Source organism: Klebsiella ornithinolytica NBRC 105727 = ATCC 31898, assembly GCF_001598295.1.
Lineage (GTDB): Bacteria > Pseudomonadota > Gammaproteobacteria > Enterobacterales > Enterobacteriaceae > Klebsiella > Klebsiella ornithinolytica.
Genome location: NZ_BCYR01000001.1, coordinates 387,783 through 414,520 on the forward strand (window position 1 = coordinate 387,783; position 26,738 = coordinate 414,520).

Annotated in this window: 25 protein-coding genes and 1 other annotated feature; of the genes, 11 read left to right on the plus strand and 14 right to left on the minus strand. The window is 51.2% G+C overall.

What is annotated here, in order from left to right:
• Positions 1–2 precede the first annotated feature (2 nt).
• Complete coding sequence (gene dacD / locus ROR01S_RS01770; RefSeq protein WP_064359126.1) at positions 3–1,169, minus strand: serine-type D-Ala-D-Ala carboxypeptidase DacD; 1,167 nt, start codon at positions 1,167–1,169, stop codon at positions 3–5.
• A 180-nt stretch (positions 1,170–1,349) separates the two neighbouring features.
• Between dacD and sbcB the strand changes: the two genes are divergently transcribed.
• The gene (gene sbcB, locus ROR01S_RS01775) at positions 1,350–2,774 is read left to right on the plus strand and encodes an exodeoxyribonuclease I (RefSeq protein ID WP_015583944.1); all 1,425 of its coding nucleotides are present in this window, start codon (positions 1,350–1,352) and stop codon (positions 2,772–2,774) included.
• Positions 2,775–2,888: 114 nt separating this feature from the next.
• On the opposite strand, the gene fusA is transcribed toward sbcB, so the two are convergent.
• Entirely contained in the window at positions 2,889–4,991 is a 2,103-nt protein-coding gene (gene fusA / locus ROR01S_RS01780; RefSeq protein ID WP_015583943.1) for an elongation factor G, read from the minus strand.
• Positions 4,992–5,231: 240 nt separating this feature from the next.
• On the opposite strand from fusA, the gene ROR01S_RS01785 reads away from it, so the two are divergent.
• On the plus strand, positions 5,232–5,531 hold the full coding sequence (locus ROR01S_RS01785; protein WP_004864510.1) for an ArsR/SmtB family transcription factor: 300 nt from the start codon (positions 5,232–5,234) through the stop codon (positions 5,529–5,531).
• A gap of 108 nt (positions 5,532–5,639) precedes the next feature.
• On the opposite strand, the gene ROR01S_RS01790 is transcribed toward ROR01S_RS01785, so the two are convergent.
• From ROR01S_RS01790 to ROR01S_RS01800, 4 genes are all read right to left on the minus strand, one after another.
• Complete coding sequence (locus ROR01S_RS01790; protein WP_004864512.1) at positions 5,640–6,998, minus strand: APC family permease; 1,359 nt, start codon at positions 6,996–6,998, stop codon at positions 5,640–5,642.
• On the minus strand, positions 6,988–7,053 hold the full coding sequence (gene yoeI, locus ROR01S_RS27675) for a membrane protein YoeI (protein WP_099002043.1): 66 nt from the start codon (positions 7,051–7,053) through the stop codon (positions 6,988–6,990). The genes ROR01S_RS01790 and yoeI overlap by 11 nt, the downstream gene beginning before the upstream one ends.
• Positions 7,054–7,289: 236 nt before the next feature.
• Positions 7,290–8,180, minus strand: a complete 891-nt coding sequence (locus ROR01S_RS01795) for a LysR family transcriptional regulator (protein ID WP_064359042.1) — start codon at positions 8,178–8,180, stop codon at positions 7,290–7,292.
• Positions 8,181–8,217: 37 nt separating this feature from the next.
• Positions 8,218–9,042, minus strand: a complete 825-nt coding sequence (locus ROR01S_RS01800) for an SDR family oxidoreductase (protein ID WP_015583941.1) — start codon at positions 9,040–9,042, stop codon at positions 8,218–8,220.
• Between the two features lie 175 nt (positions 9,043–9,217).
• On the opposite strand from ROR01S_RS01800, the gene hisL reads away from it, so the two are divergent.
• The 9 genes from hisL to hisIE all read left to right on the plus strand — a co-directional run bounded on the left by hisL (position 9,218) and on the right by hisIE (position 16,473).
• On the plus strand, positions 9,218–9,268 hold the full coding sequence (gene hisL / locus ROR01S_RS26920) for a his operon leader peptide (protein ID WP_099130698.1): 51 nt from the start codon (positions 9,218–9,220) through the stop codon (positions 9,266–9,268).
• Positions 9,244–9,366, plus strand: a sequence feature (His leader region). It overlaps the preceding gene by 25 nt.
• A gap of 46 nt (positions 9,367–9,412) precedes the next feature.
• On the plus strand, positions 9,413–10,312 hold the full coding sequence (gene hisG / locus ROR01S_RS01805; protein WP_015583940.1) for an ATP phosphoribosyltransferase: 900 nt from the start codon (positions 9,413–9,415) through the stop codon (positions 10,310–10,312).
• A gap of 56 nt (positions 10,313–10,368) precedes the next feature.
• Positions 10,369–11,673 (plus strand): histidinol dehydrogenase, encoded by a 1,305-nt coding sequence (hisD, locus tag ROR01S_RS01810; RefSeq protein ID WP_064359043.1) that lies wholly within the window; start codon positions 10,369–10,371, stop codon positions 11,671–11,673.
• Positions 11,670–12,731: a histidinol-phosphate transaminase gene (gene hisC / locus ROR01S_RS01815; protein WP_064359044.1), complete on the plus strand. Its 1,062-nt coding sequence runs from the start codon at positions 11,670–11,672 to the stop codon at positions 12,729–12,731. Before hisD ends, hisC begins: the two co-directional genes overlap by 4 nt.
• The gene (gene hisB, locus ROR01S_RS01820; RefSeq protein ID WP_015583937.1) at positions 12,728–13,795 is read left to right on the plus strand and encodes a bifunctional histidinol-phosphatase/imidazoleglycerol-phosphate dehydratase HisB; all 1,068 of its coding nucleotides are present in this window, start codon (positions 12,728–12,730) and stop codon (positions 13,793–13,795) included. Before hisC ends, hisB begins: the two co-directional genes overlap by 4 nt.
• Positions 13,795–14,385 (plus strand): imidazole glycerol phosphate synthase subunit HisH, encoded by a 591-nt coding sequence (gene hisH / locus ROR01S_RS01825; RefSeq protein ID WP_015583936.1) that lies wholly within the window; start codon positions 13,795–13,797, stop codon positions 14,383–14,385. Before hisB ends, hisH begins: the two co-directional genes overlap by 1 nt.
• A complete protein-coding gene (gene hisA / locus ROR01S_RS01830; protein ID WP_044348427.1) occupies positions 14,385–15,122 on the plus strand; it encodes a 1-(5-phosphoribosyl)-5-[(5-phosphoribosylamino)methylideneamino]imidazole-4-carboxamide isomerase in 738 nt (245 codons plus the stop codon). The genes hisH and hisA overlap by 1 nt, the downstream gene beginning before the upstream one ends.
• Positions 15,104–15,880 (plus strand): imidazole glycerol phosphate synthase subunit HisF, encoded by a 777-nt coding sequence (gene hisF / locus ROR01S_RS01835; RefSeq protein WP_004864530.1) that lies wholly within the window; start codon positions 15,104–15,106, stop codon positions 15,878–15,880. Before hisA ends, hisF begins: the two co-directional genes overlap by 19 nt.
• Positions 15,874–16,473 carry a bifunctional phosphoribosyl-AMP cyclohydrolase/phosphoribosyl-ATP diphosphatase HisIE gene (gene hisIE / locus ROR01S_RS01840; protein WP_015583934.1) on the plus strand — a complete coding sequence of 200 codons (600 nt, stop codon included), beginning with the start codon at positions 15,874–15,876 and terminating at the stop codon, positions 16,471–16,473. Before hisF ends, hisIE begins: the two co-directional genes overlap by 7 nt.
• 106 nt (positions 16,474–16,579) lie before the next feature.
• Here hisIE and ROR01S_RS01845 read toward each other — a convergent pair whose 3' ends face one another.
• From ROR01S_RS01845 to ROR01S_RS01880, 8 genes are all read right to left on the minus strand, one after another.
• Positions 16,580–17,587: an acyltransferase family protein gene (locus tag ROR01S_RS01845; protein WP_044023510.1), complete on the minus strand. Its 1,008-nt coding sequence runs from the start codon at positions 17,585–17,587 to the stop codon at positions 16,580–16,582.
• Between the two features lie 348 nt (positions 17,588–17,935).
• Positions 17,936–19,240: a glycosyltransferase family 2 protein gene (locus ROR01S_RS01850; protein ID WP_064359045.1), complete on the minus strand. Its 1,305-nt coding sequence runs from the start codon at positions 19,238–19,240 to the stop codon at positions 17,936–17,938.
• 121 nt (positions 19,241–19,361) lie between these two features.
• Positions 19,362–20,507 (minus strand): glycosyltransferase family 4 protein, encoded by a 1,146-nt coding sequence (locus tag ROR01S_RS01855; protein WP_023157139.1) that lies wholly within the window; start codon positions 20,505–20,507, stop codon positions 19,362–19,364.
• Complete coding sequence (locus ROR01S_RS01860) at positions 20,508–21,398, minus strand: glycosyltransferase (protein WP_048023822.1); 891 nt, start codon at positions 21,396–21,398, stop codon at positions 20,508–20,510.
• Entirely contained in the window at positions 21,395–22,549 is a 1,155-nt protein-coding gene (gene glf / locus ROR01S_RS01865) for a UDP-galactopyranose mutase (RefSeq protein WP_044352105.1), read from the minus strand. The genes ROR01S_RS01860 and glf overlap by 4 nt, the downstream gene beginning before the upstream one ends.
• 18 nt (positions 22,550–22,567) lie before the next feature.
• Positions 22,568–24,460: a DUF4422 domain-containing protein gene (locus tag ROR01S_RS01870; protein WP_048023819.1), complete on the minus strand. Its 1,893-nt coding sequence runs from the start codon at positions 24,458–24,460 to the stop codon at positions 22,568–22,570.
• A gap of 14 nt (positions 24,461–24,474) precedes the next feature.
• Positions 24,475–25,215 carry an O-antigen export ABC transporter ATP-binding protein RfbB gene (gene rfbB / locus ROR01S_RS01875; RefSeq protein ID WP_000433876.1) on the minus strand — a complete coding sequence of 247 codons (741 nt, stop codon included), beginning with the start codon at positions 25,213–25,215 and terminating at the stop codon, positions 24,475–24,477.
• Positions 25,215–25,982: an ABC transporter permease gene (locus tag ROR01S_RS01880; RefSeq protein ID WP_015583927.1), complete on the minus strand. Its 768-nt coding sequence runs from the start codon at positions 25,980–25,982 to the stop codon at positions 25,215–25,217. Before ROR01S_RS01880 ends, rfbB begins: the two co-directional genes overlap by 1 nt.
• Positions 25,983–26,738 lie beyond the last annotated feature (756 nt).

A 26,738-nucleotide genomic window follows, 5' to 3' on the forward strand; every position in this document is an offset into this window, starting at 1 on the left:
GGTTACAGCGCGTGATGCAGATAATCGCTCATCCGCGAGAACACCCCGCCCTTGCCGACGCTTTCCAGCGTCACCAGCGGCCAGTGAGCGACCACTTTGTCGCCGTCATAGAGTGAGATTTCCCCGACCCGTTGATTTGCGGCAATTGGCGCCTCAAGATCTTTTTTATCCAGCACATATTTGGCTTTAATACGCGGCACTTCCGACTTCGGCAGCGCCAGCCAGAAATCCTGATCGGTACCCAGCTGGATTTGTTCTTTATCACCGTACCAGATACGTTCGCTGCCGACCTTTTTGCCCTTTTGCAGCACCTGAACGGTGTCGAAATTTTGCTGACCCCAGTGCAGCAGTTTTGCCGCCTGCTGTTCGCGCCCTTTCGGGCTATCGGCCCCCATCACTACGGCAATCAGGCGCCGCTGGCCGTCCACCGCGGAGGCAATCAGGTTAAAGCCGGCGCCGGAGGTATGCCCGGTCTTTAATCCATCAACATTCATGGTCTTATCCCACAGCAGCCCGTTCCGGTTCTGCTGGGTGATCCCGTTCCACGTCAGGCTTTTTTGGCTGTACATGTGATAAACGTCAGGCTCGCCGTGAATGATCGCCCGCGACAGCACCGCAAGATCGTACGCCGAGCTGTGTTGACCCGGCGCATCCAGGCCATGCACGGTTTCAAAGTGGGTATCCTGCAGATGCAGTTTTTTTACGTACTCATTCATCATGGCCACGAACTGCGGCTGGCCGCCTGCGACATAATCAGCCAGCGCCACGCAGGCATCATTGCCGGAGTCGACGATGAGGCCGCGGCTTAAATCCCGGACGCTGACCCGATCGCCGGCCTTAAGGAACATCAACGACGAGCCGTCAAAGACAGGGTTGCCTTTCGCCCAGGCGTCGCGGCCGACGGTCACAATATCGTCAAAGGAGATACGATGACTGTCGATGGCGCGATCGACGACGTATCCGGTCATGAGTTTGGTCAGGCTGGCAGGGTTGCGCTGCTGGTGTTCATTACCCGCAGTCAGGATCTGCCCGGTCGTGTAATCCATCAGTACCCAGGAGCCCGCCTGAATGGACGGTGGCGGCACGGTGACGGTGAAATCATTGGCAGCAAATGCGCAAGAAACGCTCGAAGCGAGCAAAGTTACAGCAATAAAAAAACGGCCTTTCAACGGCATATCCTCTAAATTGACAGATTCGCCGTCCTTTTTACGGAAGTTCTCCTTTCAAATCAGGGTTTAATTGCAAGAAAATATGACACGGCAAAAGCGCCGCGCAGCCAACGCCCTTCTGATGCCCAGGTAAATCGTTTACCATAACGGGTGCCAGCCACCATGGAAAATGAACAGATTATGCAAGATAGCGCCAACCAGCCCGGATTTTTATTCCACGATTACGAAACCTTCGGTACCCACCCTGCGCTCGATCGGCCGGCCCAGTTCGCCGCCATTCGCACCGATGCCGAACTGAATATCATCGGTGAGCCGGAGGTTTTCTACTGCAAACTGGCCGACGACTATCTGCCGCAGCCGCAGGCGGTGATGATAACCGGGATCACCCCGCAGGAAGCGAACGCCAAAGGCGATAATGAAGCCGCCTTTGCCCGCCGGATTCACGATCTGTTCACGGTGCCGAAAACCTGCATCGTCGGCTATAACAACGTGCGCTTCGATGATGAGGTCAGCCGGAATATTTTCTATCGTAACTTTTACGATCCCTACGCCTGGAGCTGGCAGCACGACAACTCTCGCTGGGATCTGCTGGATGTAATGCGCGCCTGTTACGCCCTGCGCCCGGAAGGGATCAACTGGCCGGAGAACGACGACGGACTGCCAAGCTTTCGCCTTGAGCATCTGACTGTCGCTAATGATATTGAACACAGCAACGCCCACGACGCGATGGCCGACGTTTACGCCACCATCGCCATGGCAAAACTGGTCAAAGCCCGGCAACCGCGTCTGTTTGACTATCTCTATAGTCATCGCAACAAGCGCAAGCTGGCGACGCTGATCGACGTTCCGCAAATGAAGCCGCTGGTCCATGTTTCCGGCATGTTCGGCGCGGCGCGCGGCAACACCAGCCTGGTGGCACCGCTGGCCTGGCATCCGGATAACCGCAATGCGGTGATCATGGTCGATCTGGCCGGCGATATGACGCCGCTGCTGGAACTGGATGCCGATACCCTACGCGAGCGTCTGTACACGCCAAAAGCCGATCTGGGCGAACTGGCGGCGGTACCGATTAAGCTGGTTCATCTCAACAAATGCCCGGTGCTGGCGCAGGATAATACGCTACGCCCGCAGGATGCCGACCGCCTGGGGATTAACCGCCAGCGCTGTCTGGATAACCTGCAGCTGTTGCGCAGTCATCCGCAGGTGCGGGAAAAAGCGGTGGCTATTTTCGCTGAAGCGGAGCCGTTTGTTCCCTCCGACAACGTCGATACTCAGCTCTATAACGGCTTTTTCAGCGATGCCGACCGCGCGGCGATGAAAATTGTGCTGGAAACCGAGCCGCGCAACCTGCCGGCGCTGGATATTACTTTTGCCGACAAACGGATCGAGCGTCTGCTGTTTAACTACCGCGCCCGCAACTTCCCCGGCAGCCTTGACGAGGCCGAGCAGCAGCGCTGGTTAGAACATCGTCGCGAGGTGTTTACGCCGGCGTTTTTACAGGCCTATGCCGATGAGTTGCAGATGCTGTATCAACAGCATGAACAGGACAGTGAAAAGCTCGCACAGCTGAAGGCGCTGTGGCAATACGCGCAGGAGATTGTTTAATTTGCGGGAGCGCCCGGAGGCGGCGCTTGCTGCGCCCTGTCCGGGCGATAAAACCCAATACAGCACGCTCCCGTCTCCCGGGTGAGGCAAGAGCCACGACCCGGGAACGGTGATTTAGCCTTTGGCGCGGCTGGCGATAATCGCGTCAGCCACGTTGCGCGGGGCTTCCGCGTAGTGATGGAACTCCATACTGTAGGTCGCTCGTCCCTGCGACATCGAGCGCAGCGTAGTGGAATAGCCAAACATTTCAGCCAGCGGAACATCCGCGCGGATAATCTGGCTGCCGAATCGCTCTTCCATCCCCTGCACCATGCCACGACGAGAAGAGAGATCGCCCATAATATTCCCGGCATACTCTTCCGGCGTTTCCACCTCCACATGCATCACCGGTTCGAGAATCACCGGATCGGCTCTGCGCGCCCCCTCCTTGAAGCCAAAAATCGCCGCCATGCGGAAGGCCATTTCCGACGAGTCGACATCATGATACGAACCAAATGTCAGGGTCGCTTTGACATCGACGACCGGATAACCCGCCAGCACGCCGGTGCCCATCGCTTCACGCAAGCCTTTCTCCACCGAAGGAATGTACTCGCGTGGCACCACGCCGCCTTTCGTTGCGTCTTCAAACACAAAACCGCTCCCCGGCGCCAGCGGTTCGAGGGTCAGCACAACATGACCATACTGCCCTTTCCCGCCGGACTGACGGACAAATTTACCTTCCACCTCTTTCACCGTTTTACGCAGTGTTTCGCGGTAGGTGACCTGTGGACGGCCGATATTCGCCTCAACGCCAAACTCACGCTTCATCCGGTCGACGATAATTTCCAGGTGCAGTTCGCCCATCCCGGAGATAATTGTCTGTCCGGACTCTTCATCCGTATGCAGACGGAAAGAGGGATCCTCAGAGGCCAGCCGCTGTAGGGCAATCCCCATTTTCTCCTGATCCGCTTTGGTTTTCGGCTCAATCGCCAGCGAAATCACCGGTTCCGGGAACTCCATCCGTTCCAGGGTAATGATCGCATTCGGATCGCACAGGGTGTCGCCGGTGGTGACATCTTTCAACCCGACGCAGGCGGCAATATCCCCGGCATGCAGCTCATCCACTTCATGGCGATCGTTGGCATGCATCAGCACAATACGCCCGATGCGTTCTTTCTTGCCTTTGACCGGATTATAGACCGCATCGCCTTTTTTCAGGGTGCCGGAATAGACACGAATAAAGGTCAGCTGGCCGACGTACGGGTCGGTCATCAGTTTAAACGCCAGCGCCGAGAACGGTTCGTCGTCGCCAGGATGGCGTTCCGCCGGCAGCCCTTTCTCATCAACGCCGTCAATCGCCGGCACATCCTGCGGCGAAGGCATCAGTTCGATAACCGCATCCAGCATCCGCTGCACGCCTTTATTTTTAAAGGCGCTGCCGCACAGCACCGGCTGAATTTCGCCGCCGACGGTACGTTTACGCAGCCCGGCCACAATATCGGCCTCGCTCAACTCGCCGCTCTCGAGATATTTATCCATCAGCTCATCGTTAGCTTCCGCCGCTGCGGAGACCATTTTTTCTCGCCACTGCCGGGCGGTTGCCAGCAGCTCGTCCGGTACCGGCGCATAGCTGAAAGTCATCCCCTGGGTTGCGTCATCCCATAAAATGGCGCGCATTTTGATGAGATCCACCACGCCGGTGAAATGCTCCTCGGCACCAACGGGGATTACGATCGGCACGGGATTCGCTTTCAGGCGGTCAATCATCATCTGCACGACGCGGAAGAAGTCGGCGCCCGGACGGTCCATTTTATTGACGAAGGCCAGCCGCGGAACGTGATATTTATTCGCCTGTCGCCACACGGTTTCCGATTGCGGCTGCACGCCGCCGACGGAGTCATAGACCATCACCGCACCATCCAGCACGCGCATCGAGCGCTCTACTTCGATGGTGAAATCCACGTGGCCCGGGGTATCGATAATATTGATACGATGCGGCTCGAAGCTACGGTCCATGCCGGGCCAGAAGCAGCTCACCGCAGCGGAAGTAATCGTAATTCCGCGCTCTTGCTCCTGCGCCATCCAGTCAGTGGTTGCCGCGCCATCGTGTACTTCACCCAGTTTGTGGCTCATTCCGGTGTAAAACAGAATGCGCTCGGTGGTGGTGGTTTTACCGGCATCGATATGCGCGGAGATACCGATGTTGCGATAACGTTCGAGAGGGATGGGTCGGGGCATGATGCGTCCTTAGTCATTTTGACTGTCAGTAAGCGGCCAAATGGTGCCGCAGAGTGGTTAACTGCCGTCATCATAGTACAACTGTACGAGTATATTCGAACTATTTTTGCTATTACTGTCATTGGTGAAGCGACGGCTTGCACGCGTGGCGTTAGACCCTCAGTTTGGATATATTAGCTGCCAGCCGCCGATACGGGCCGCGACTCCCGGGAGCCGCGCAACCGCCGACACAGGATTATTATGATCGCCAATCACCCCGAACGTGAACACATTCGCCTGGAAAATGTTCTTTTTGCCCTTGGTAACCCGATGCGCCTGGAGATCGTTCGCATCCTGGCCGACGGCAGCGAGCAGAGCTGTAACGCATTGCGTCATGAAGACATCGCCAAGTCGACGATGACCCACCACTGGCGCGTCCTGCGCGATAGCGGCGTCATCTGGCAGCGCCCTCAGGGGCGGGAGAATATGATTTCCCTGCGCCGGGAGGATCTCGACGCGCGCTTTCCCGGGCTGCTGGATGCGCTTCTGAAGGTGATGTAGGAAGGCGTGATTCGGGTTATCAGCCGCAGTCAGGCCGGGAACGGCAGAGGACAAAAACAAAAAAGCCGGAGGTTTCCCTCCGGCTTTTTTAATCACAACGGGCGATGGTTACGCTACGTCTTCGTACTGCGGTACCGGGTTGCGGAAGCTTTTGGTCACGCAGGCCAGGTACACCAGACCAATACCGCCCCAGATCAGGCCCAGAATCATTGAGCTCTCTTCCAGGTTAATCCACAGCGCACCCACGGTCAGGGCGCCGCACACCGGCAGGATCAGGTAGTTAAAGTGATCTTTCAGCGTCTTGTTACGCTTTTCACGGATCCAGAACTGGGAGATGACCGACAGGTTAACGAAGGTAAATGCCACCAGCGCACCAAAGTTAATCAGCGCCGTCGCCGTCACCAGGTCGAATTTAATCGCCAGCAGAGCAATCGCGCCAACCAGCAGCACGTTCCACGCCGGAGTACGCCATTTCGGATGTACGTAGCCGAAGAAACGGGTCGGGAACACGCCATCGCGGCCCATGACGTACATCAGACGAGAAACGCCTGCATGTGCGGCCATGCCGGAAGCCAGCACGGTCACGCTGGAGAAGATCAGCACGCCCCACTGGAAGGTTTTACCCGCGACGTACAGCATAATTTCAGGCTGCGATGCGTCCGGATCTTTAAAGCGCGAGATATCCGGGAAATAGAGCTGCAGGAAGTAAGAGGCACCGATGAAAATCAGGCCGCCAATCAACGCAGTCAGGAAAATAGCCTTCGGAATCACGCGCTCAGCGTCTTTGGTCTCTTCAGACAGCGAAGAGATGCCATCGAAGCCCAGGAACGAGAAGCACAGAATGGTCGCACCGGTAATCATCGGCACCACGTGCGCCCCTTCAGACCAGAACGGACGGGTGCTGGTCAGTGTGCCTGCGCCTTCGCCGTGCATCACGCCGTAGATAATCAGGCCAACAATCACCGCCACGATCCCCATCTGCAGGATAACGATCAGGGTGTTGAAGTTTGCTACGGTCTTGATGCTGCGCAGGTTAGAGATGGTCATAAAGGCCACCAGCGCGACAACGAAGATCCACGAAGGAATAGAAGGCACCAGCGCTTCAAAGTAAATTTTGGCCAGCAGAATGTTGATCATCGGCATGAACAGATAGTCCAGCAGCGATGACCAGCCCACCATAAAGCCCACGGCCGGGCTGATGGATTTCTGAGCGTAGGTGTAAGCGGAACCCGCTGACGGGAAACGACGAACCAGTTTACCGTAGCTGAGTGCCGTAAAGAGAATGGCGATCAACGCGAAGGCGTAAGCCGTCGCGACGTGACCGTCGGTCAAACCAGAGACGATACCAAACGTATCGAACAGCGTCATCGGCTGCATATAGGCCAGGCCCATCATTACAACCGGAATCAACGTAAGCGTTTTACGTAATTCCACGCGAGAGGTTTTTGGAGTAGCGTTATGCGACATGGTGGTTATCCCCTTTTACGGCGAAGGCCAGCGCGTAAGCAAAAAATTGCCCCATTTTAGTGTATTCCTCAGCGACAACGACTGTCGGTTTTTAGTAAATATCTATCCGGTACGAAGCCCGGCCTCTTGGTATTGAATGATGTGTCTTTAAAGCAAAAAAATAACCGACACTTTAAAAAAGCGTCGGCTAGTTTCTATTTTTTCAGGCCGCGTATTTTGCAACACTTACTGGCCAAATGACAAGATGTTGAAGCGGCAAATCGTCGCCACAATTACTTAACAGATTAATATTTATACAATTTTAATATCATAGATCGTATGGATAGCATTATTTGCTAAAATCTCGCTGCGCCACCATGCGCAAGAGAGTCCGGCGGCGTCTTCATTCCAGCCAAGCCATGCGCGATGCGCGGGTAAATGAGAGGCCACCTCTTTCTCTATCAGCTCACCGCTTTCCAGCTGATCCTGCACCAGATACCTGGGCACATACCCCCATCCGAGCCCCGCGCTAATCAACATCAGCTGGCCGGCAAAATCGTACGTCACGAGGCTTTCCTGATCGTCAACCGGCGGCCATTCTCCCCCGCTGACGATAGCCCGATAGTGTTTCATCGCCCGCCAGCTTAACGGCGCATCCATTTTTGCCAGCGGGTGCTGCGGCGCGATAACAAAGATGTGCGCCAGCTCGCCCAGCGGGCTAAAACCATAGCCGACGAGCGCCGGCGGGTCGCTTAAGACCCCTACGACGATATCAGCCCGCCCTTCCACCAGCGCACTCCAGCCACTGGCCGGCGTATCGCGGACAAAACGCAGTCGGGCAGCGGTATGCTGCTGATAGAAGCGGCTCACCAGAGGCGCCAGTAAAAAGAAGGGAAAGGTGTTATCCACCGCCAGCACCAGCGCATTTTCCCAGCCCTGATGCAGTTTAATCGCCTGTTTTTCCAGCTCGCGGACGGTATGCAGAACTTCGCGCCCCTTTTCCAGCAGCATCTGTCCGGTGGGGGTAAAGCGCGCCCGATGGCCGCTGCGGTCAAGCAGCTGTATATTGAGATCTCTTTCCAGTTTATGAATGGTATAGCTCAGCGCAGAAGGCGTTTTGTACAGCTTTGCCGACGCAGCGGCAAAGCTCCCCTCTTTTTCCAGCGCATCCAGAATGACGAGGACATCCAGCAGTGGTTTCATCGCCGCCCCCTTAGGTTCGCGATTCCCCGCTGGCGGATTACTCCATCGGCATCACCAGCGGATCGGGGTACTGATAGTCAAACCCCAGTTCATAGCAGATACGGTTACCATCAATAATTTTTCCGCTGCCGCCATTTGGGCTATCGGCAAACACCGGGGCCGGTAAGCCAAGTTCACGGGCCATTTGCGGATAGAACACGCCGCGCGCCGGATGTTTGGGCGCACATATATTATAGATGTGTCCGCCCTTCGGAGCCTGCAGCAGCAGCTCGATTGCTGAAATGACATCCTGCAGGTGTACCAGGTTCACGCCGTGCTGACCGTCCGGCGCGGACTTCCCGGCAAAGAAACGCCCGGGATGACGAGAGGGCCCTACCAGTCCGGCCAGACGCAAAATATCCACCGAGGTGCCCGGAAGGTTGTGCAGCCAGTCCTCCAGCTCCTTCAACACCCTGCCGCTGGCGGTTTGCGGATCGCGCGGCGAATTTTCTTTTAACGTCCCGCTGGCATTGCCGTATACGGAAGTGGAACTGGTGAAGACGATCCGCGGGATATGGTAGGCCAGCGCCGTATCGACAAGCTCCTGTACCGCCTGCAGATAAAAATCCTCCCCGGGCCCGCTGCGGCGAGCCGGCAGCGTAATCACCAGCGCATCCACGTTCATCAATGCATCCAGATCTTCGGCATCGCAGACCAGCTGCGGCTCCAGGCGTAACGGAAAGCTGTCGATACCGCACATCCTCGCCGCCTCCACGCCGTCCTGGGTGGTTTTGCTGCCGGTAACCTGCCATCCCCGCGCGCTCAATGACAAAGCGAGCGGCATGCCCAGCCATCCTAAACCGACAATTGCGACCTTTTTCATACCTGGCTCCTGACTCTTTCGCTGTGCTGACTTAAGGCTACGCCAGCCAGCGGCAACTGACAATTTCTTCAGTGAAGATGAAATGAATTAATGATGGCAAAAAGCCCTTGCTTTCTGCGCTTGAAGTGGTTTAGGTTAAAAGGCATCAAATGCATAGTCATTCAAAGAGAATTTTATGAACAGCGTTCAATTTAAACACCATCATCATCACCATCATCCTGACTAGTCTTTCAGGCGATGTGTGCTGGAAGACGTTTAGATCTTCCAGAGGTGCATGAGCGCGAATAGAGCCCCCGGAAGATTTACTTCCGGGGGCTTTTTTTTGAACCAAATTCGGACAGATTCAGACAGGAATTAAGAGGAAACAAGAATGTTAGACAACAGCCGTTTACGCATAGCTATTCAAAAATCAGGCCGCCTGAGTGAAGATTCACGCGAATTACTGAGCCGTTGTGGCATTAAAGTGAATTTGCACACCCAGCGTCTGATTGCGCTGGCGGAAAATATGCCGATCGACATTCTGCGTGTCCGCGATGACGATATCCCGGGCCTGATTATGGACGGCGTGGTGGATCTGGGCATCATTGGCGAGAACGTGCTGGAAGAAGAGCTGCTGAGCCGTCGCGCTCAGGGTGAAGACCCGCGCTATTTCACTCTGCGTCGTCTTGATTTTGGCGGCTGCCGCCTGTCGCTGGCCACTCCGGCGGATGAACGCTGGGACGGCCCGGCGTCGCTGGACGGCAAACGTATTGCCACCTCCTACCCGCACCTGCTGAAGCGCTACCTCGATCAGAAAGGCATCTCCTTTAAATCCTGTCTGCTGAACGGTTCCGTTGAAGTCGCCCCGCGCGCTGGCCTGGCCGACGCCATTTGCGACCTGGTCTCCACCGGCGCCACCCTGGAGGCCAACGGTCTGCGCGAAGTAGAAGTGATGTTCCGCTCTAAAGCCTGCCTGATTCAGCGCGATGGCGAAATGGCCGATGCCAAACAGCAGCTAATCGACCGCCTGCTGACCCGTATTCAGGGGGTGATTCAGGCGCGCGAATCCAAATACATCATGATGCACGCCCCGACCGAACGTCTGGAGGAAGTGGTGGCCCTGCTGCCTGGCGCTGAGCGCCCGACCATTCTGCCGCTGGCAGGTGACAAACAGCGCGTTGCCATGCACATGGTCAGCAGCGAAACCCTGTTCTGGGAAACCATGGAAAAACTGAAAGCGCTGGGTGCCAGCTCCATTCTGGTACTGCCCATCGAGAAAATGATGGAGTAATCCACGGGGAACAGGCCCGACGGGTCTGTCTCAGAGATTAGACAGGGGAAACGACCATGAGCTTCAATACCATCATCGACTGGAACAGCTGTAGCGCACAACAGCAGCAGCAGCTCTTAATGCGCCCGGCGATTTCTGCCTCCGACAGCATCACCCGCACGGTAGCGGACATTCTTGATAACGTCAAAAACAATGGCGACGCGGCGCTGCGTGAATACAGCGCAAAGTTTGATAAAACCGACGTCAAAACGCTGCAAGTCAGCGAAGAAGAGATTGCCGCCGCCGGCGCGCGCCTCAGCGATGAGCTGAAACAAGCCATGGCGGTCGCGGTCAGCAATATCGAGACCTTCCACAACGCGCAAAAACTGCCGGGCGTGGATGTGGAGACGCTGCCGGGCGTACGTTGCCAGCAGGTGACTCGCCCTATCGCCTCCGTCGGCCTCTATATTCCCGGCGGTTCTGCGCCGCTGTTCTCGACGGTACTGATGCTGGCGACGCCGGCGCGCATCGCGGGATGCCAGCAGGTGGTTCTGTGCTCGCCGCCACCGATTGCCGATGAGATTCTTTACGCGGCCCAGCTTTGCGGCGTGCGCACAATCTTCAACGTCGGCGGCGCTCAGGCGATTGCCGCCCTCGCTTTCGGCACCGAGTCGGTGGCAAAAGTTGATAAGATTTTTGGCCCGGGCAACGCCTTCGTCACCGAAGCCAAGCGCCAGGTCAGCCAGCGACTGGACGGCGCGGCGATCGATATGCCGGCGGGACCGTCGGAAGTGCTGGTGATTGCCGACGGCGGCGCGACGCCGGACTTTGTCGCCTCTGATCTGCTGTCGCAGGCGGAGCACGGCCCGGATTCTCAGGTGATCCTGCTGACGCCGGATGCGGCGATGGGGCAACAGGTCGCCCGCGCCGTTGAGCGCCAGCTGGCGGAGCTGCCGCGTGCGGAGACCGCCCGGGAAGCGCTCTCGGCCAGCCGTATTATCGTGGCCCGCGATCTCGCCCAGTGCGTAGAAATCTCCAACCAGTACGGTCCGGAACACCTGATTATCCAGACCCGTAACGCCCGTGAACTGGTTGACAACATTACCAGCGCCGGTTCGGTGTTCCTCGGCGACTGGTCGCCGGAGTCCGCCGGTGATTATGCCTCCGGCACCAACCACGTGCTGCCGACCTATGGCTATACCGCCACCTGTTCAAGTCTGGGACTGGCGGACTTCCAGAAACGAATGACCGTGCAGGAGCTGTCGCGCGAAGGTTTTGCCGCCCTCGCCTCGACCATTGAGATCCTCGCCGCCGCAGAGCGCCTGACCGCCCACAAAAATGCCGTTACGCTGCGCGTTGCAGCCCTTAAGGAGCAAGCATGAGCATCGAAGATTTAGCCCGCGCTAACGTGCGCGATCTGACGCCTTATCAGTCTGCTCGCCGTCTGGGCGGCAAAGGCGATGTCTGGTTGAACGCTAATGAATTCCCGACCGCCGTCGAATTTCAGCTGACCCAGCAGACGCTGAACCGCTATCCGGAATGCCAGCCCAGGGCGGTGATTGAGAATTATGCCCGCTATGCCGGCGTTAAGCCGGAGCAGATTCTGGTCAGCCGCGGCGCCGATGAAGGTATCGAGCTGCTGATCCGCGCCTTCTGCGAACCGGGACAAGATGCGGTGCTCTATTGCCCGCCAACCTACGGCATGTACAGCGTCAGCGCCGAAACCATCGGCGTGGCCTGTCGTACCGTGCCGGCCCTGAGCGACTGGCAGCTCGATCTGCCCGGTATTGCCGCCAATCTCGACGGTGTGAAGGTGGTTTTTGTTTGCAGCCCCAATAACCCGACCGGACAGATTATCAATCCCGACGACATGCGTAAGCTGCTGGAGATGACCCGCGGGAAGGCGATCGTGGTGGCCGATGAAGCCTATATCGAATTCTGCCCGCAGGCGACGCTGGCCGGCTGGCTGAGCGACTATCCGCACCTGGTGGTGCTGCGCACGTTGTCAAAAGCCTTTGCCCTCGCCGGGCTGCGCTGTGGGTTTACCCTCGCGAACGCCGAGGTGATTAGCCTGTTAATGAAGGTCATCGCCCCCTACCCGCTGTCAACGCCGGTAGCCGACATTGCCGCCCAGGCGCTCAACGAGCAGGGTATCGCCGCGATGCGCGCGCGCGTGGCGCAGATTCTCGACGAGCGCGAGTATCTGATCGGCCAGCTGCGCGGTATCCCGTGCGTTGAACAGGTCTTTGACTCCGAGACTAACTATGTCCTCGTGCGCTTTAAAGCGTCCAGCGCAGTGTTTAAATCTTTGTGGGATCAGGGCATTATCTTACGAGACCAGAATAAACAACCCTCATTAAGCGGCTGTTTGCGTATCACTATCGGTACCCGTGCAGAGAGCCAGCGCGTGATTGACGCTTTGACTGCGGAGAATGTATGACCCAGAAGTTTCTCTTTATTGACCGTGACGGTACGCTGATTTCCGAGCCACCGGTTGATTTTCAGGTAGACCGCTTTGAAAAGCTGGCCTTTGAGCCGCAGGTGATCCCGGCCCTGCTGAAACTGCAGCAGGAAGGTTACAAACTGGTGATGATCACCAATCAGGACGGTCTGGGGACCGACAGTCTGCCGCAGGCGGAGTTTGACGGCCCGCACAATCTGATGATGCAGGTGTTCTCTTCCCAGGGCGTCAGTTTCGACGACGTGCTGATTTGTCCGCATCTGCCGGCTGACAACTGCGAATGCCGTAAGCCGAAAACCCAGCTGGTGCTGCCGTGGCTGGAAGAAGGCGTCATGGATAAAGCTCACAGCTACGTTATCGGCGATCGCGCCACCGACATCCAGCTGGCGGATAACATGGGCATTACTGGCCTGCGCTATGATCGCGAGACGCTGAACTGGCCGACTATCTGCGAACAGCTGACTCGCCGCGACCGCTATGCCCACGTTGAGCGCAACACCAAAGAGACCCAGGTGGATGTCAAAGTCTGGCTGGATCGCGAAGGCGGCAGCAAAATCCACACCGGCGTCGGCTTCTTCGATCATATGCTCGATCAAATCGCCACCCACGGCGGCTTCCGTCTTGAAATTAACGTTGGCGGCGACCTCTATATTGACGATCACCACACCGTGGAAGATACCGGTCTGGCGCTGGGCGAGGCGTTGAGGCTGGCGCTGGGCGATAAGCGCGGGATCAACCGTTTTGGGTTTGTGCTGCCGATGGACGAATGTCTGGCCCGCTGCGCGCTGGATATTTCCGGTCGCCCGCACCTGGAATATAAAGCCGACTTCGCCTATCAGCGCGTCGGCGATCTGAGCACCGAGATGGTTGAGCACTTCTTCCGCTCGCTCTCCTACACCATGGCGGTCACGCTGCACCTGAAAACGAAGGGCAAGAACGACCATCATCGCGTCGAAAGCCTGTTTAAGGCCTTTGGCCGTACGCTGCGTCAGGCCATTCGCGTGCAGGGCGATACGCTGCCCTCGTCGAAAGGAGTCCTGTGATGAACGTGGTGATCCTCGACACCGGCTGCGCCAACCTCAATTCGGTAAAGTCGGCAATCGGCCGCCACGGCTATGAGCCGGCGGTCAGCCGCGATCCGGATGTGGTGCTGCGCGCCGATAAACTGTTTTTACCCGGCGTCGGTACCGCGCAGGCGGCCATGGACCAGATTCGCGAACGCGAGCTGATTGAGCTGGTGAAAGCCTGCACCCAGCCGGTGCTCGGCATCTGCCTCGGCATGCAGCTGCTGGGGCGGCGTAGCGAAGAGAGCAACGGCGTGGATTTGCTGGGCATTATCGAAGAAGACGTGCCTAAAATGACCGACCACGGGCTGCCGCTGCCGCATATGGGCTGGAACCGGGTCTATCCGAAAGCCGGGAACCGTCTGTTCCGCGGTATCGATGACGGCGCTTATTTTTATTTCGTTCACAGCTATGCCATGCCGGTGAATCCTTACACCATCGCCCAGTGTCATTACGGCGAGCCGTTCACCGCGGCGGTACAGAAAGATAACTTTTTTGGCGTCCAGTTCCACCCGGAACGCTCGGGCAGCGCCGGCGCACAGCTGCTGAAAAACTTCCTGGAGATGTGATGATCATTCCTGCTTTAGATTTAATTGACGGCACGGTTGTCCGTCTCCATCAGGGCGATTACGGTCAGCAGCGCGACTACGGCAACGATCCGCTGCCGCGCCTGCAGTCGTACGCGGCGCAAGGGGCCGAAGTGCTGCATCTGGTCGACCTGACCGGCGCGAAAGACCCGGCCAGGCGCCAGATCCCGCTGCTGAAAACGCTGGTGGCCGGCGTGAACGTACCGGTGCAGGTTGGCGGCGGCGTGCGGACGGAAGAAGATGTGGCGGCCCTGCTTGCCGCAGGCGTGGCGCGCGTGGTGGTGGGTTCGACGGCGGTGAAATCGCCGGAAGTGGTAAAAGGCTGGTTTAAGCGTTTTGGCCCGCAGCATCTGGTGCTGGCGCTGGACGTGCGTATCGACGCGGAAGGCAACAAGCAGGTGGCAGTGAGCGGCTGGCAGGAAAACTCCGGCGTGACGCTGGAAGAGCTGGTGGAGAGCTATCAATCCGTCGGGCTGCAGCACGTCCTGTGCACCGATATCTCTCGCGATGGCACTCTGGCGGGGTCCAACGTCGCGCTGTATGAAGAAGTGTGCGCCCGCTATCCGCAAGTGGCCTTTCAGTCTTCTGGCGGTATCGGCGATCTGCAGGATATTGCCGCGCTGCGCGGAACCGGTGTGCGCGGCGTGATTGTCGGTCGCGCGCTGCTGGAAGGTAAATTTAATGTAACGGAGGCCATTCAATGCTGGCAAAACGGATAATCCCCTGCCTCGACGTTCGTGACGGCCAGGTAGTGAAAGGCGTGCAGTTCCGTAATCACGAAATCATCGGCGATATCGTCCCGCTGGCGAAACGCTATGCCGACGAAGGCGCTGATGAGCTGGTGTTCTACGATATCACCGCCTCCAGCGACGGCCGCGTCGTCGATAAAAGCTGGGTGTCGCGGGTAGCGGAAGTGATCGATATTCCTTTCTGCGTCGCGGGCGGAATTAAATCCCTCGACGATGCGGCGCAGATTCTCTCCTTCGGCGCCGACAAGATTTCGATTAACTCCCCGGCGCTGGCCGATCCGACGCTGATTACCCGTCTGGCCGATCGTTTTGGCGTGCAGTGTATTGTGGTGGGTATCGACACCTGGTTTGATGCCGAGAGCGGTAAATATCACGTCAACCAGTACACCGGCGATGAGAGCCGCACGCGCGTGACTCAGTGGGAGACTCTCGACTGGGTGCAGGAAGTCCAGAAACGTGGCGCCGGCGAGATCGTGCTGAACATGATGAATCAGGATGGCGTGCGTAACGGCTACGATCTTGAGCAGTTGCGCAAAGTCCGCGCCGTCTGCCACGTACCGCTTATCGCCTCCGGCGGCGCCGGCACCATGGAGCACTTCCTTGAAGCCTTCCGCGACGCCAACGTCGACGGTGCGCTGGCGGCGTCGGTGTTCCACAAGCAGATTATTAATATTGGTGAACTAAAAACGTACCTGGCAGCACAGGGCGTGGAGATTAGGGTATGTTAACTGAACAGCTGGACTGGGAAAAAACCGACGGCATGATGCCGGCCATCGTACAGCACGCCATCTCCGGCGAAGTCCTGATGCTGGGCTATATGAATCAGGATGCGCTGGCGAAGACCGAAGAGAGCGGTAAAGTGACCTTTTATTCGCGGACCAAACAGCGTCTGTGGACCAAAGGGGAAACCTCCGGCAACTTTCTCAACGTGGTGAGCATTACGCCGGATTGCGACAACGATACCCTGCTGGTGCTGGTTAACCCAATCGGTCCGACCTGCCATAAAGGCACATCAAGCTGCTTCGGTGACGCCGGCCACCAGTGGCTGTTCCTGTATCAGCTGGAGCAACTGCTGGCCGAGCGTAAGCATGCGGATCCGCAAAGCTCATATACCGCGAAGCTGTACGCCAGCGGTACCAAGCGTATTGCGCAAAAGGTCGGGGAAGAAGGCGTGGAAACCGCGCTGGCCGCGACGGTGCATGACCAGTTCGAACTGAAGAACGAAGCGTCGGATCTGATGTATCACCTGCTGGTACTGCTGCAGGATCAGGGGCTGGATTTGACGGCAGTGGTCGAGAACCTGCGTAGCAGGCATAAATAAATCGATGAAGGGAGGGGATTCCCCCTCCCCTTTTAAGCGTCGCAACGCTACTCCGACGACAGCGCACTAATCAGTCAACTACCGTTCAATAAAATCCAAACCATAATTAACTTATTTTGGCAATCTGACGCTTTAATGCCCGATAGAGAGGATAATCGATAAATCGGGCATAAATATAGGCAATGAATATTGAGGCAAATGCCGCTAATGATATCGATACCCAGGCATTCTCAGCGTCAAAAATGAATCCGGATACGATAACCAGCTCATGCAATAAATATAAAGGGAAACTAATATAACCGAGAAATAAGAATAAATTTGAGGTGAAAACTCTCTTTATTAGTTGATTATCAGGAAGGTGATCGATGAAGAGCATCGGGATAAATGCAACGAATAAAAAGTAATCCAGTCGGCTATGGTTCATAGCATATACGCCAACGATCGATACGACAGCCGCAGCGGTAATAAAAAATGCCATAAATTTTTCTTTCATCAGACACTTAAAATACTCTGTCTGTGATAAAGAAAAAAACAATGAACCAATCAGCATTGACAGCATTGCTGTCAGCATTGATGGGGGTATCCCTGATGGATGTTTATGCCACAGGAAAATAAAAAACAATCCTGCAACAACAGCGCGAGTCATATTTCCTAATCGCGTAAAGATCAGAGGAATTAAAAGCGATACCCAGAATTCAATACTGATACTCCACGATGGTTCATTGACTAACTTGAAGTCATGCCAATAAAGACCATGAAGAAATAATATATTTTTTAATATCACGCTAATAGAAAAAACATCCGGGCTGGAAACGTAGCCGCCATGGTGCGCATTATAGTAATAAATGGCTACCATCAGCATCGTCGACAGAAAATGAAGCGGCCATAATCGGGCAAATCGTGTAAGAACGTATTTGAAAAAGTTTCCTGATGCGTGGGCATAGGTTAGAACAAAGCCACTCATGATGAAAAAATATACCACACACAGATAGGCACCGCTAAATGGTCTGACTTGCGGCCAACCCATAAAGCTGCCAAACATATGGCTGAGCATGACCATACCCGCCAATATCCCACGAGTGCCATCAATGGCATCAAATCTGTTAACAGACAATCTACACCCCATATTCCAATGAGTAAAACTACATTCTTTTAGAAGAAAGAATTTATTAGTAATAAAAAGAATAGCTATCAATATTCAAAGGTGATTACTGCCCAATAGGAAAAATTTTAAAGGCAGGAAGTCACAAAAAACACAAGTACACACATCAAAATTTTACTGCCCCCAGTAAAACTCGACAAAAAATCTATTACTCTCTAGCTAATAAATCATTAATCTAACAGGAATAGAGACTCGCAAATCATGTGACCACGAGCTCTTTTATTTAACGAAAAAACATCTTTATTGAAAATAACAAGATCACTGACAAAGAAGTGAAACTTGCTTAACTTCTTTTTGAAATTATTTAAAAAAACGTCTTACCACTCGTAGCGGCTTAGTCAACTTCCAGGATAAAGAAGAGATTAAATTTTTGTGATGCTGATAAATTTCATTGAACTCTTGCTGTTTGATAGTCATTTCATGATGCATATCATTATTTTTGTCGGTTAACTGACGAATATTCTGTTCCTGTTCAGTTACCCGCTCTTCAATCTCATGCAATTGATTATGCAATATCGCATTTTCATCCTTTTGCTCGGCGAATGAGTGGGTAAGCGTCTCAACTTCTTGCTGTAATGCGGAGCTCCTGGCCTGGAAAAACTCAAGTTCCTTCAGAACCCGATCTTTAAGTGAGAATAGGTACTCTTCAGCTGACAGCGTGGTGATCCTATGATGGGCGGCGGCGATAAATTCATCATAAAAATCATCACTCTTTGCATCCAGCGCAACAACGAACTCTTTCACTTGCTGATAAAACGGGTGAAATGCCGGACCAGAAATCGTGTTTAAATGCCACTCAAGGAACACGACAACATAGTTTTTATAATCTCTGAGACGGTGTTCCATCATCCCCTGCTGACAGATAAACGCTTTAAGAGCCACCAATGCTTCAACAGCACAGCGGTGCGACTCTGCTCGCGTGGCGGATAGGGATTCACTACGGTTGATGGTATGAGAAATTAACGTTTCATTTAAGACCGAAATTCTGTTCGCCATGAGCATAAATGCGCAGACGAAGAAAAGATCGTTGGTCGTCCTGATTTCCTGAAAACGAAGCTGATGACTAGTAATAAATTGACGCCTGAGAAGCTTGTCCCATGGCCACCAGACAAAGGTGCGGAAAAAGTCAGAGGGAATATCCTGGGATGAAAAAAACTTGAGATCAGGTAACAGCTCCTGGCGCACTGACCACGGCATCGGAGCATAAACCTGCAAGGCGGGATCAAAAGACTGGCTGCGACAGATAACGACATCTGCTTGTATATCGCTAGCACGTGCGTACATGCGCTCCAACATTATGTTATCGGCATAATCGTCGTCATCAAGAAAAATAACGTACTCACCGGTAGCAGCATCCAACCCGATGTTTCTTGAGCCTCCCCCACCAAGATTTGTCGTGTTGTTAATGACTCTAATTCGTGAATCAGTTTCAGCCAGCGCCGAGACAATCTCTAAGGTATTATCGTCAGAACAATCGTTGACAATAATGATTTCAATATCATTTAATGTTTGCGACAAAACAGTGCTCAATGTGTCGGAAATATATCCCGCCGCATTGTGCACAGGGATAATAACGGAAACAGCTATACTCTCTTTTTCAGACATGCAATCACCTTGACGCTTAGCTTATAAACGCAATTATATTTATTTATGGGTAGCGTTTAATTTGTAGGTTGCCAGTTTATTAAGGATGGGTAAGATGAAAGCGACTGAGCTTCATCAAAAATTACTCTTCAACAACATCACGATATGTTTTTAATGTTTTATTAATGATCATCACGCTCGAGAATTTATCTTGAATGCGTTTTCTGCCATTGATACCCATTGCGACGCGCGTTTCTGGGTTATCCAACAGGAAACCGAGTTTCTCCGCTAATTCCTCGACAGATTTACTTTTTACAATCAACCCATTATCGTTATTGATAATTAAGCTATCACAGCCACCAACATCATAAGCGATACAAGCGCGCCCGACAGAGGAAGCTTCCAGCAAGATACGCGGTACGCCTTCGGCGTAGACCGACGGCAAAGCAACGATATTTGATTCTTCAATTAAATCAAATACATTAGAGCAATGACCGAGCCAGTTAATCACGCCTTCGCTTTGCCACTTCTGTATCGTCGCTAGCGGAATCGCGTCTTTATCATTCTCAACTAAAATACCGGCAACATTCAGCGTAAAGTGAATATTTTTATTACTCAGTATTTTTTTGGCTTCAATCAGGTCACCCAGTCCTTTACTCCACAGCATACGGCTGGCAAAAAGGACGACCGGAACATCACGCTGCTGCTCCAGAGAGTATTTGTAAATCTCAGGATTAATACCCGCGCCATCAATAACAATAGTCTGTTTGTAATCGATACCAACCAGATCGGCAAGTTTAGCTCTGTCTTTATCATGTTCGAACATAAACAAACTGCATTTGTTACTGGCGATATACTTATATGCCATAACAGTAAAACTTCGCAGCAGCTTAAGACAGGCAGACTCTGCGGAAAATACTCGGCCCAAACCGACAAAACTCAGAATAACAGGACGATGGGTACTTTTAGCCAGAAAACCGCCGATCAAACAGGGCTTGATGGTAATGCAGTGCAATAAATCTGGGTTGATGTTTTGAATAATTTTCCGAGCCTTAGAAAAGGCCCGAAAGAAAATCAAAACATTGAATGATTGAGCGACAAGTGGAATGTTATGGCAAACAAAACCTAATGTCCTGAATTTTTCCGCTATTTTATCATCGACAAAATGGCTAATAATGTGAATCTCATAACCGGCATCTCGGGCGGCAATTGCACGATCGGTCCAATGCAAATCAAAATACCAATCCGAATTTATGAAATAACACAGTTTTTTCATTGCTATGTCCACTTAGTGAAACTTACCGCTGATTCCTTTTACACCATGTACAATCCCACGGCATAAAAACTTTAGATATACCCATTTCCGGCACTGCACAGGGAATATGGTGATATACTTACACAGGCGCAAAAGGATTGATGAACTACTAAAAATTTCCACTTCCGTGAATATTCTCTTAGCCAAAATCAAGTTCCGACAAAGATAATAAACCTTCCACTCTGGCGATATAACCTTTCCCTGAATACTCACGTCATGAGTAAAAACAAGTTCCGGTTGATAAGTGATTTTCTCGCCACTTAAAGTTAATTGATAACCAAAATAGAGATCATCAAAATAAAGGAAAAGTTCATCATAAATATGATGAAGGTGCTCATTCAAGACTTCACGCTTAATGATCATGCCAACAAATGAAACGGTTTGCACCAGCATTTTCTTATTATCTGGTACATATCGTTGGGGATGTTTGATATATTGCAAGGTATCACTAAACGAGGTCGGGACTTTTGCAAATGGAACATTCATCGCGCATGTCCGGCCCTGTAAATCTTTAACTAAAGCCGTAAAAACACGACAATCTTCTTTATTTATCGTCGCGAACTTATCAAGAATATCACTTTGCGGATAAGCATCATCGTCATAAAAGAAGACCCAATCGCTATCAACAGAACTGCATATATATTGACTACCGGCCTTAAACCCGCCGGCCCCCCCGTTATTACTGGCCAGATTTAAGACAATGACTCGGGGATCAGTGATTGTCTGCAGCCAGTCAGAGGTCCCATCCGTGGACCCATTATTGACAATAACGATAGAGGTAAAGTGCAGCTTAACAGTTTCAGCAACCGTCTTTTTTAGCTTCTCAAGACGGTTGAAAGTGACTATTAGTGCAGTATGTTTCATCGTACATCGGCCACAAATACAGGCATTGCTTCGTCGTTGGACAATGAAGACAGGTATTTATCGGCCGTTTTTAAGGCTTCTGCAATCGTTACATCCATATCAAGATAGCGATAAGTCCCTAAGCGTCCGACGAAAGTAATATTTTTCTCACCTTCCGCCAGTGATAGATATTTATCCAGCAGAGCCATCTCGCCCATCTGGCGGATTGGATAGTAAGGAATATCATTTTCACCGCAGGCGCGACTATATTCTTTGTAACATACGGAGCCTTCGTGGTTTTCCCACGGGGAAAAATATTTATGTTCCGTAATGCGCGTATACGGGACATCAACTGAGCAATAGTTCATGACCGCGCAGCCCTGGTAATCACCTTGCCAGGTAAATCGCTCAAAGTCCAGAGTACGGTAGCCAAGACGCCCATGCTGGTATGAATAGAAGGCGTCTAACGGCCCGCTATAAAATACATGATCATAACTTTCGCGATTTTCAGCCGCAAACTCACGCTGTAATTGCAGAGTGATATTTTCATGATCGGCGATCGCTTCAATCATATGGGTATAGCCTAACTTCGGCATGCCCTGGAATTTATGATTGAAATAATTATCGTCATAATTGAAACGCACAGGCAAACGTTTGAGTATAGATGCCGGAAGCTCAGAAGGCTGCATCCCCCACTGTTTTATGGTGTAGCCTTTGAAGAACGCTTCGTATAATTCTTTACCAATGAAGCGCAAGGCCTGCTCTTCAAAAGTCTTCGGTTCCAGAATGGAACTATCACCTTTTTCGCTAATGAGCGCGCGAGCTTCATCAGGAGAACAGGTTTTAGCAAAGAACTGATTAATAGTATGCAGATTAATCGGCAGTGAAAAAACCTGACCATTAACAGTAGCTTTTACTCTATTCACATAGGGCATCATTTCCGCATACTGATTGACATAGTTCCAGACGGTTTCATTATCCGTATGGAAAATATGCGGACCGTAGACATGAACCATGACATCAGTCTGAGGATCGCGAGTGTCATAAGAGTTTCCTCCAATGTGGTCCCGCTGATCGATGATTTTAACCTTGTGACCTTGTTCAGCAAGCTGGCGGGCAATGACCACACCTGAAAAACCAGCGCCGACGATGAGAATATTGTTACGCTTCATAATGTATCTCCAGTTGTATTAGCCAAGAATCGAACGGCGAACTTTATAATAATATTTGGTGAGCTTATTTCTTCTTGGCGAACCGACAGGAGCATATTTGTTAACATATGGCATTAAAGCTCTTTTAATCTTTGTCTGCAGTAACACGGTTTGCTGCAGTTCAGTATGTTGGTTAGGTACTACCGTGGCCACAGGTAACTGGCGATAGTAGATTTCTTTTTCCCATGGCGTATTTAAAACATTCTCAAGAAAATCATCATAGAAATCGACTTTCTCAGTATTCCATGGTTTGTTTTCACCCGCATAGTGAATCATTTTTGGATTTCTTCTGGCTTGTAAAAAGCGCATATAGGTTGAAAACTTAAGATTCGGGAAGAAATCATCGGTATTACCATTACCATGGTACACGTTCCATTCTAATGGTAAGAATTTGACTCGGCCAAAGAAGACTTTGTTCATGATATCCTGATCTAAGAACCAATACTTTTTGGCTTTCAATGCTGACATCAATTGAGCAAAGGTATTCTCTGTAACCATTTGTTCGACATTAAAAACAATAATCCCGGCCTGAAAATATTCGTCAGGATTAGTCATTCCTAATGTCTTTTTCAGGTATTGCTCTGCAGGCATAATGCCATCATCTGATTCTGACATGGTACCAAACTTCACAAACCCTTCCATGACGATGTCTTTAACAGCGGCAACCAGGTTAGTGCCGATCTCGACATCCAGAAGTGTCGCCAAATCAGCCTTCACCACGGTGTCAGAATCGATAAACACAACTTTTTTATACTCGCGGAAAAGTTGCGGGATGAACAAGCGCGCATAGGTCGACGCACTAAAATGTGCACGGGTATGAACATCACTCATCTCAGTGAATGAATTCACATCAAAAAAGCGCAATGATATGTTGTTATGACCAGCAACTAGCTTGATAAGGCGTTGTTTATTTAAATGACTGACCTTATTTTCCAGAACAACGATATCATAGTTTCTGTTCGCATCAGAATGGCGAACAATTGAATTGATTAATGCCCCGCCACTTAATGCATAGTTATTATCAAAACTGATAACAACCGGTACGCTTTCGTCAAAAACGGGCTTTAATTTACCATTAAATGTTTCAGCAGTAACAAACGTGCGCTGTAGTTCTTTTATTTTTAGCTGTTTATCTTGTTGACATTTGATGATATAGATATTGAATAAACGCTCAGCAATGTGTCCTATAACTCGTTTTTCTTGAGCGTTGTAGTTATTCATCGAAATCCGATCTTCAAGATTAGACAAAATAGCAAAAAGCCATTCAGAATAATCCAGGAACATGTCTTTGCGCATAACAAACATGTTCGTATAATAACCATCAGTTGCATTATTGAATTGTTGAATCGCAGCTTTATATTGTGGATACAGCTCTTCAACGACATCCAGGGCAGACTGATAGTCTTTAATGTGTAAAAACTCACCTTTTGCATAATGATCAAGGTTATTCTTACTTCCTGCCGATGTTACCGACCATTTTTTGGGTAACAGCAGATCATATCCATCAACGCAGGTGCTTATGGATTCATCACTTAATCCAAACTGGCTTTCGTATTCGGCATTGATGAGCGGGTAGTTGACCACCCCCCAGTTATCCTCAGGATGATTTTGTTGTTCTGCAAAGTTCAAGTGTCTGCGGTAATGCATGAATCCCACATAGTCAGCCAGGGATTCATTCTTCCACACCCAGTAGTGGGCCGTCAGCTCACAATAGAAGGGGTTTTTAAAGGAAATGTTGTCTCCGCTATCATCCCCTTCACAGCCAATATCATTATAAGTATTAGCCTTCCCGACATGCAGTGGTTTAATAATAGAGGCATTTAGAAAAGCACTGGGTTTGTGGTGACATGTATAAATTTTGATACTATTCATCTTATTACCAATTATTAAGCCATTGCTTGCTTGTAAAGTTCAATGATTCTCTCTGCTGAGCCAATTTCACGGAGTTTATGGTTTTCGATCCAAACAACTCTGTCACAGATTTTTTCAACATCACTCATATTGTGGCTAACGAATAATATCGTTACACCCTTATTTTTGAAGTCTCGTATTGTTTGTATACATTTGGCCTGGAACGAAATGTCACCGACAGCAAGTACCTCATCGATAATAAGTATATCGGGTTCTACCTGGCTGATGACAGAGAATCCAAGCTTCGCAAGCATACCACTTGAGTACACGCGAATAGGTTCGTCAATGAAATCACCCAGCTCGGAGAACTCAATTATCCGATCCATCCGTTGCTGAACCTCTTTGCGGCGTAGCCCAAGCAGGGTCGCATTGAGATAAATATTTTCTCGCCCGGTTAATTCAGGGTGAAAACCGCCGCCTAGCTCAAGCATTGAGGCAACGCGCCCCTGGGTTGTAACAGTGCCTTTTGTTGGCTTAATGACGCCGGCCACCAGCCCGAGGGAGGTACTTTTCCCTGCGCCGTTACGACCAATCAGCGCTACGGCCTCGCCTTTACCCACGGTGAAGGTAATGTCTTCGATCGCAAGATATTTACGCCCTTTTAACAGCTGAAAAGCTCTTTTAGGGTGAAATACGAGATCCTTAATTCCTGAGCCAATATGGTGGTAAAGAGGATACTCTTTCGTAACGTGACTAAAGTTTATTACTGGTTCCATTACAAAATCTCTGCAAATCGATATTTTAATTTATTAAAAATACTCAGGCCCACAATTGTCAGGACTAAACCTGTAATGTAAAGGATTGAAATATATTCATAATTTAAGACGCCATCCATGAACAGCTGCCGCCAGCTGAGGATCATGCTTGCCAGAGGATTATAGGTAATAATCCAGCTAAATTTTTCAGGAATCATATCTGACGCATATAATATCGGCGTGCAATAAAACATGAGCATGATACCAAGGCTGACAAATCGCTCTAAATCCCTGAAGAACAGATTTAGCGTAGAAAATATGATTGAAATACCAAATGTAAAAATTACCTGACCAAGCGCAATAATTGGTACGCCCCAGAGCCATGAGAGCGATGGACGCATACCATACACGAACAGGAATGCAATAATCACAGGAATTGTACACAAGAAATGTAACCCTTCCATCATGACATTACTCAATGGAATAACTGAGCGCGGAAAAACTGTTTTTTTGATTATTTGCGCATTGGCTATAAACGAAAACAAGGAATTTGTCGCCGAGCTGGCAAACCACTGCCACGGAAATAAACCGGTAATCAAGAAAAGGGTATAATTCGGGATCTGCACTCGCATAACGAGTTTAAAAATGAAATAATATATCATTGCAAAAAGCAGTGGATTCGCAATTGACCATAAGTAACCAAATACGCTGCTTTTATAACGTACCTTTAAATCTTTGTTTGTTATAACAACAAGAAGATCAAACAAATACCCTATATTATACTTCATTTTTATACTCATAAATTATTCTACAAAAAATTCCGTACGTAATATGTATCAAACAGAATTATCGATAAGATCTGCTGTGCTCGAGAGACGAACAGCTATTCCCATAAACAAAGACCAATTGTAACATTATTTTGCACAAGCAATATGTAAACAATCTTTCCTGCGCATTAGCACTCCGGAATCGGAGATGATCGCTAACCTCAGTCACCGCTGAATGAAAATGTGATTCTCGTGGAAGACACATAAACCATCCTTTAAGATTGTAAATAAAATGTTAAATCGAACAATGAGTTTATTCTAAAATTCAGACACGCTACCGCCATTGGCTATCGCAACCAAAATGCGGACTCCCCTCTCTAAAGTGTCTGTCTTACCCGGTCTTACCGTAACGAAGAGGATTCGCTCGTCGTTAGCTCCACAAGCATGACCGGCGCAGCATTCATGAAGCCACAAACAGCCTAGTCAGCGTTCGGCAAAAAAGCTAAAAACAAACGGATATCTGTACTCAGCGCCCCTCTCCGGACTCACATCCATCGCTACACCGCAACAAATGCACCGCTACTCTCCCCAGTTTATGGCATCCTATCCATCAGGACTTTCTCATTTCACCCTTGAAACCAACAAAAAGCGTCACTCTCGGCAGTATGACTTCAACAGCCATGTAGCTGGGCGCTCCGCATCTCTACATGAGTCAGGCAGAGTATTAAGTTCGCGGGCAGGCAGCGGCAACACCACCAGGATAACGTCCTTCCTCAC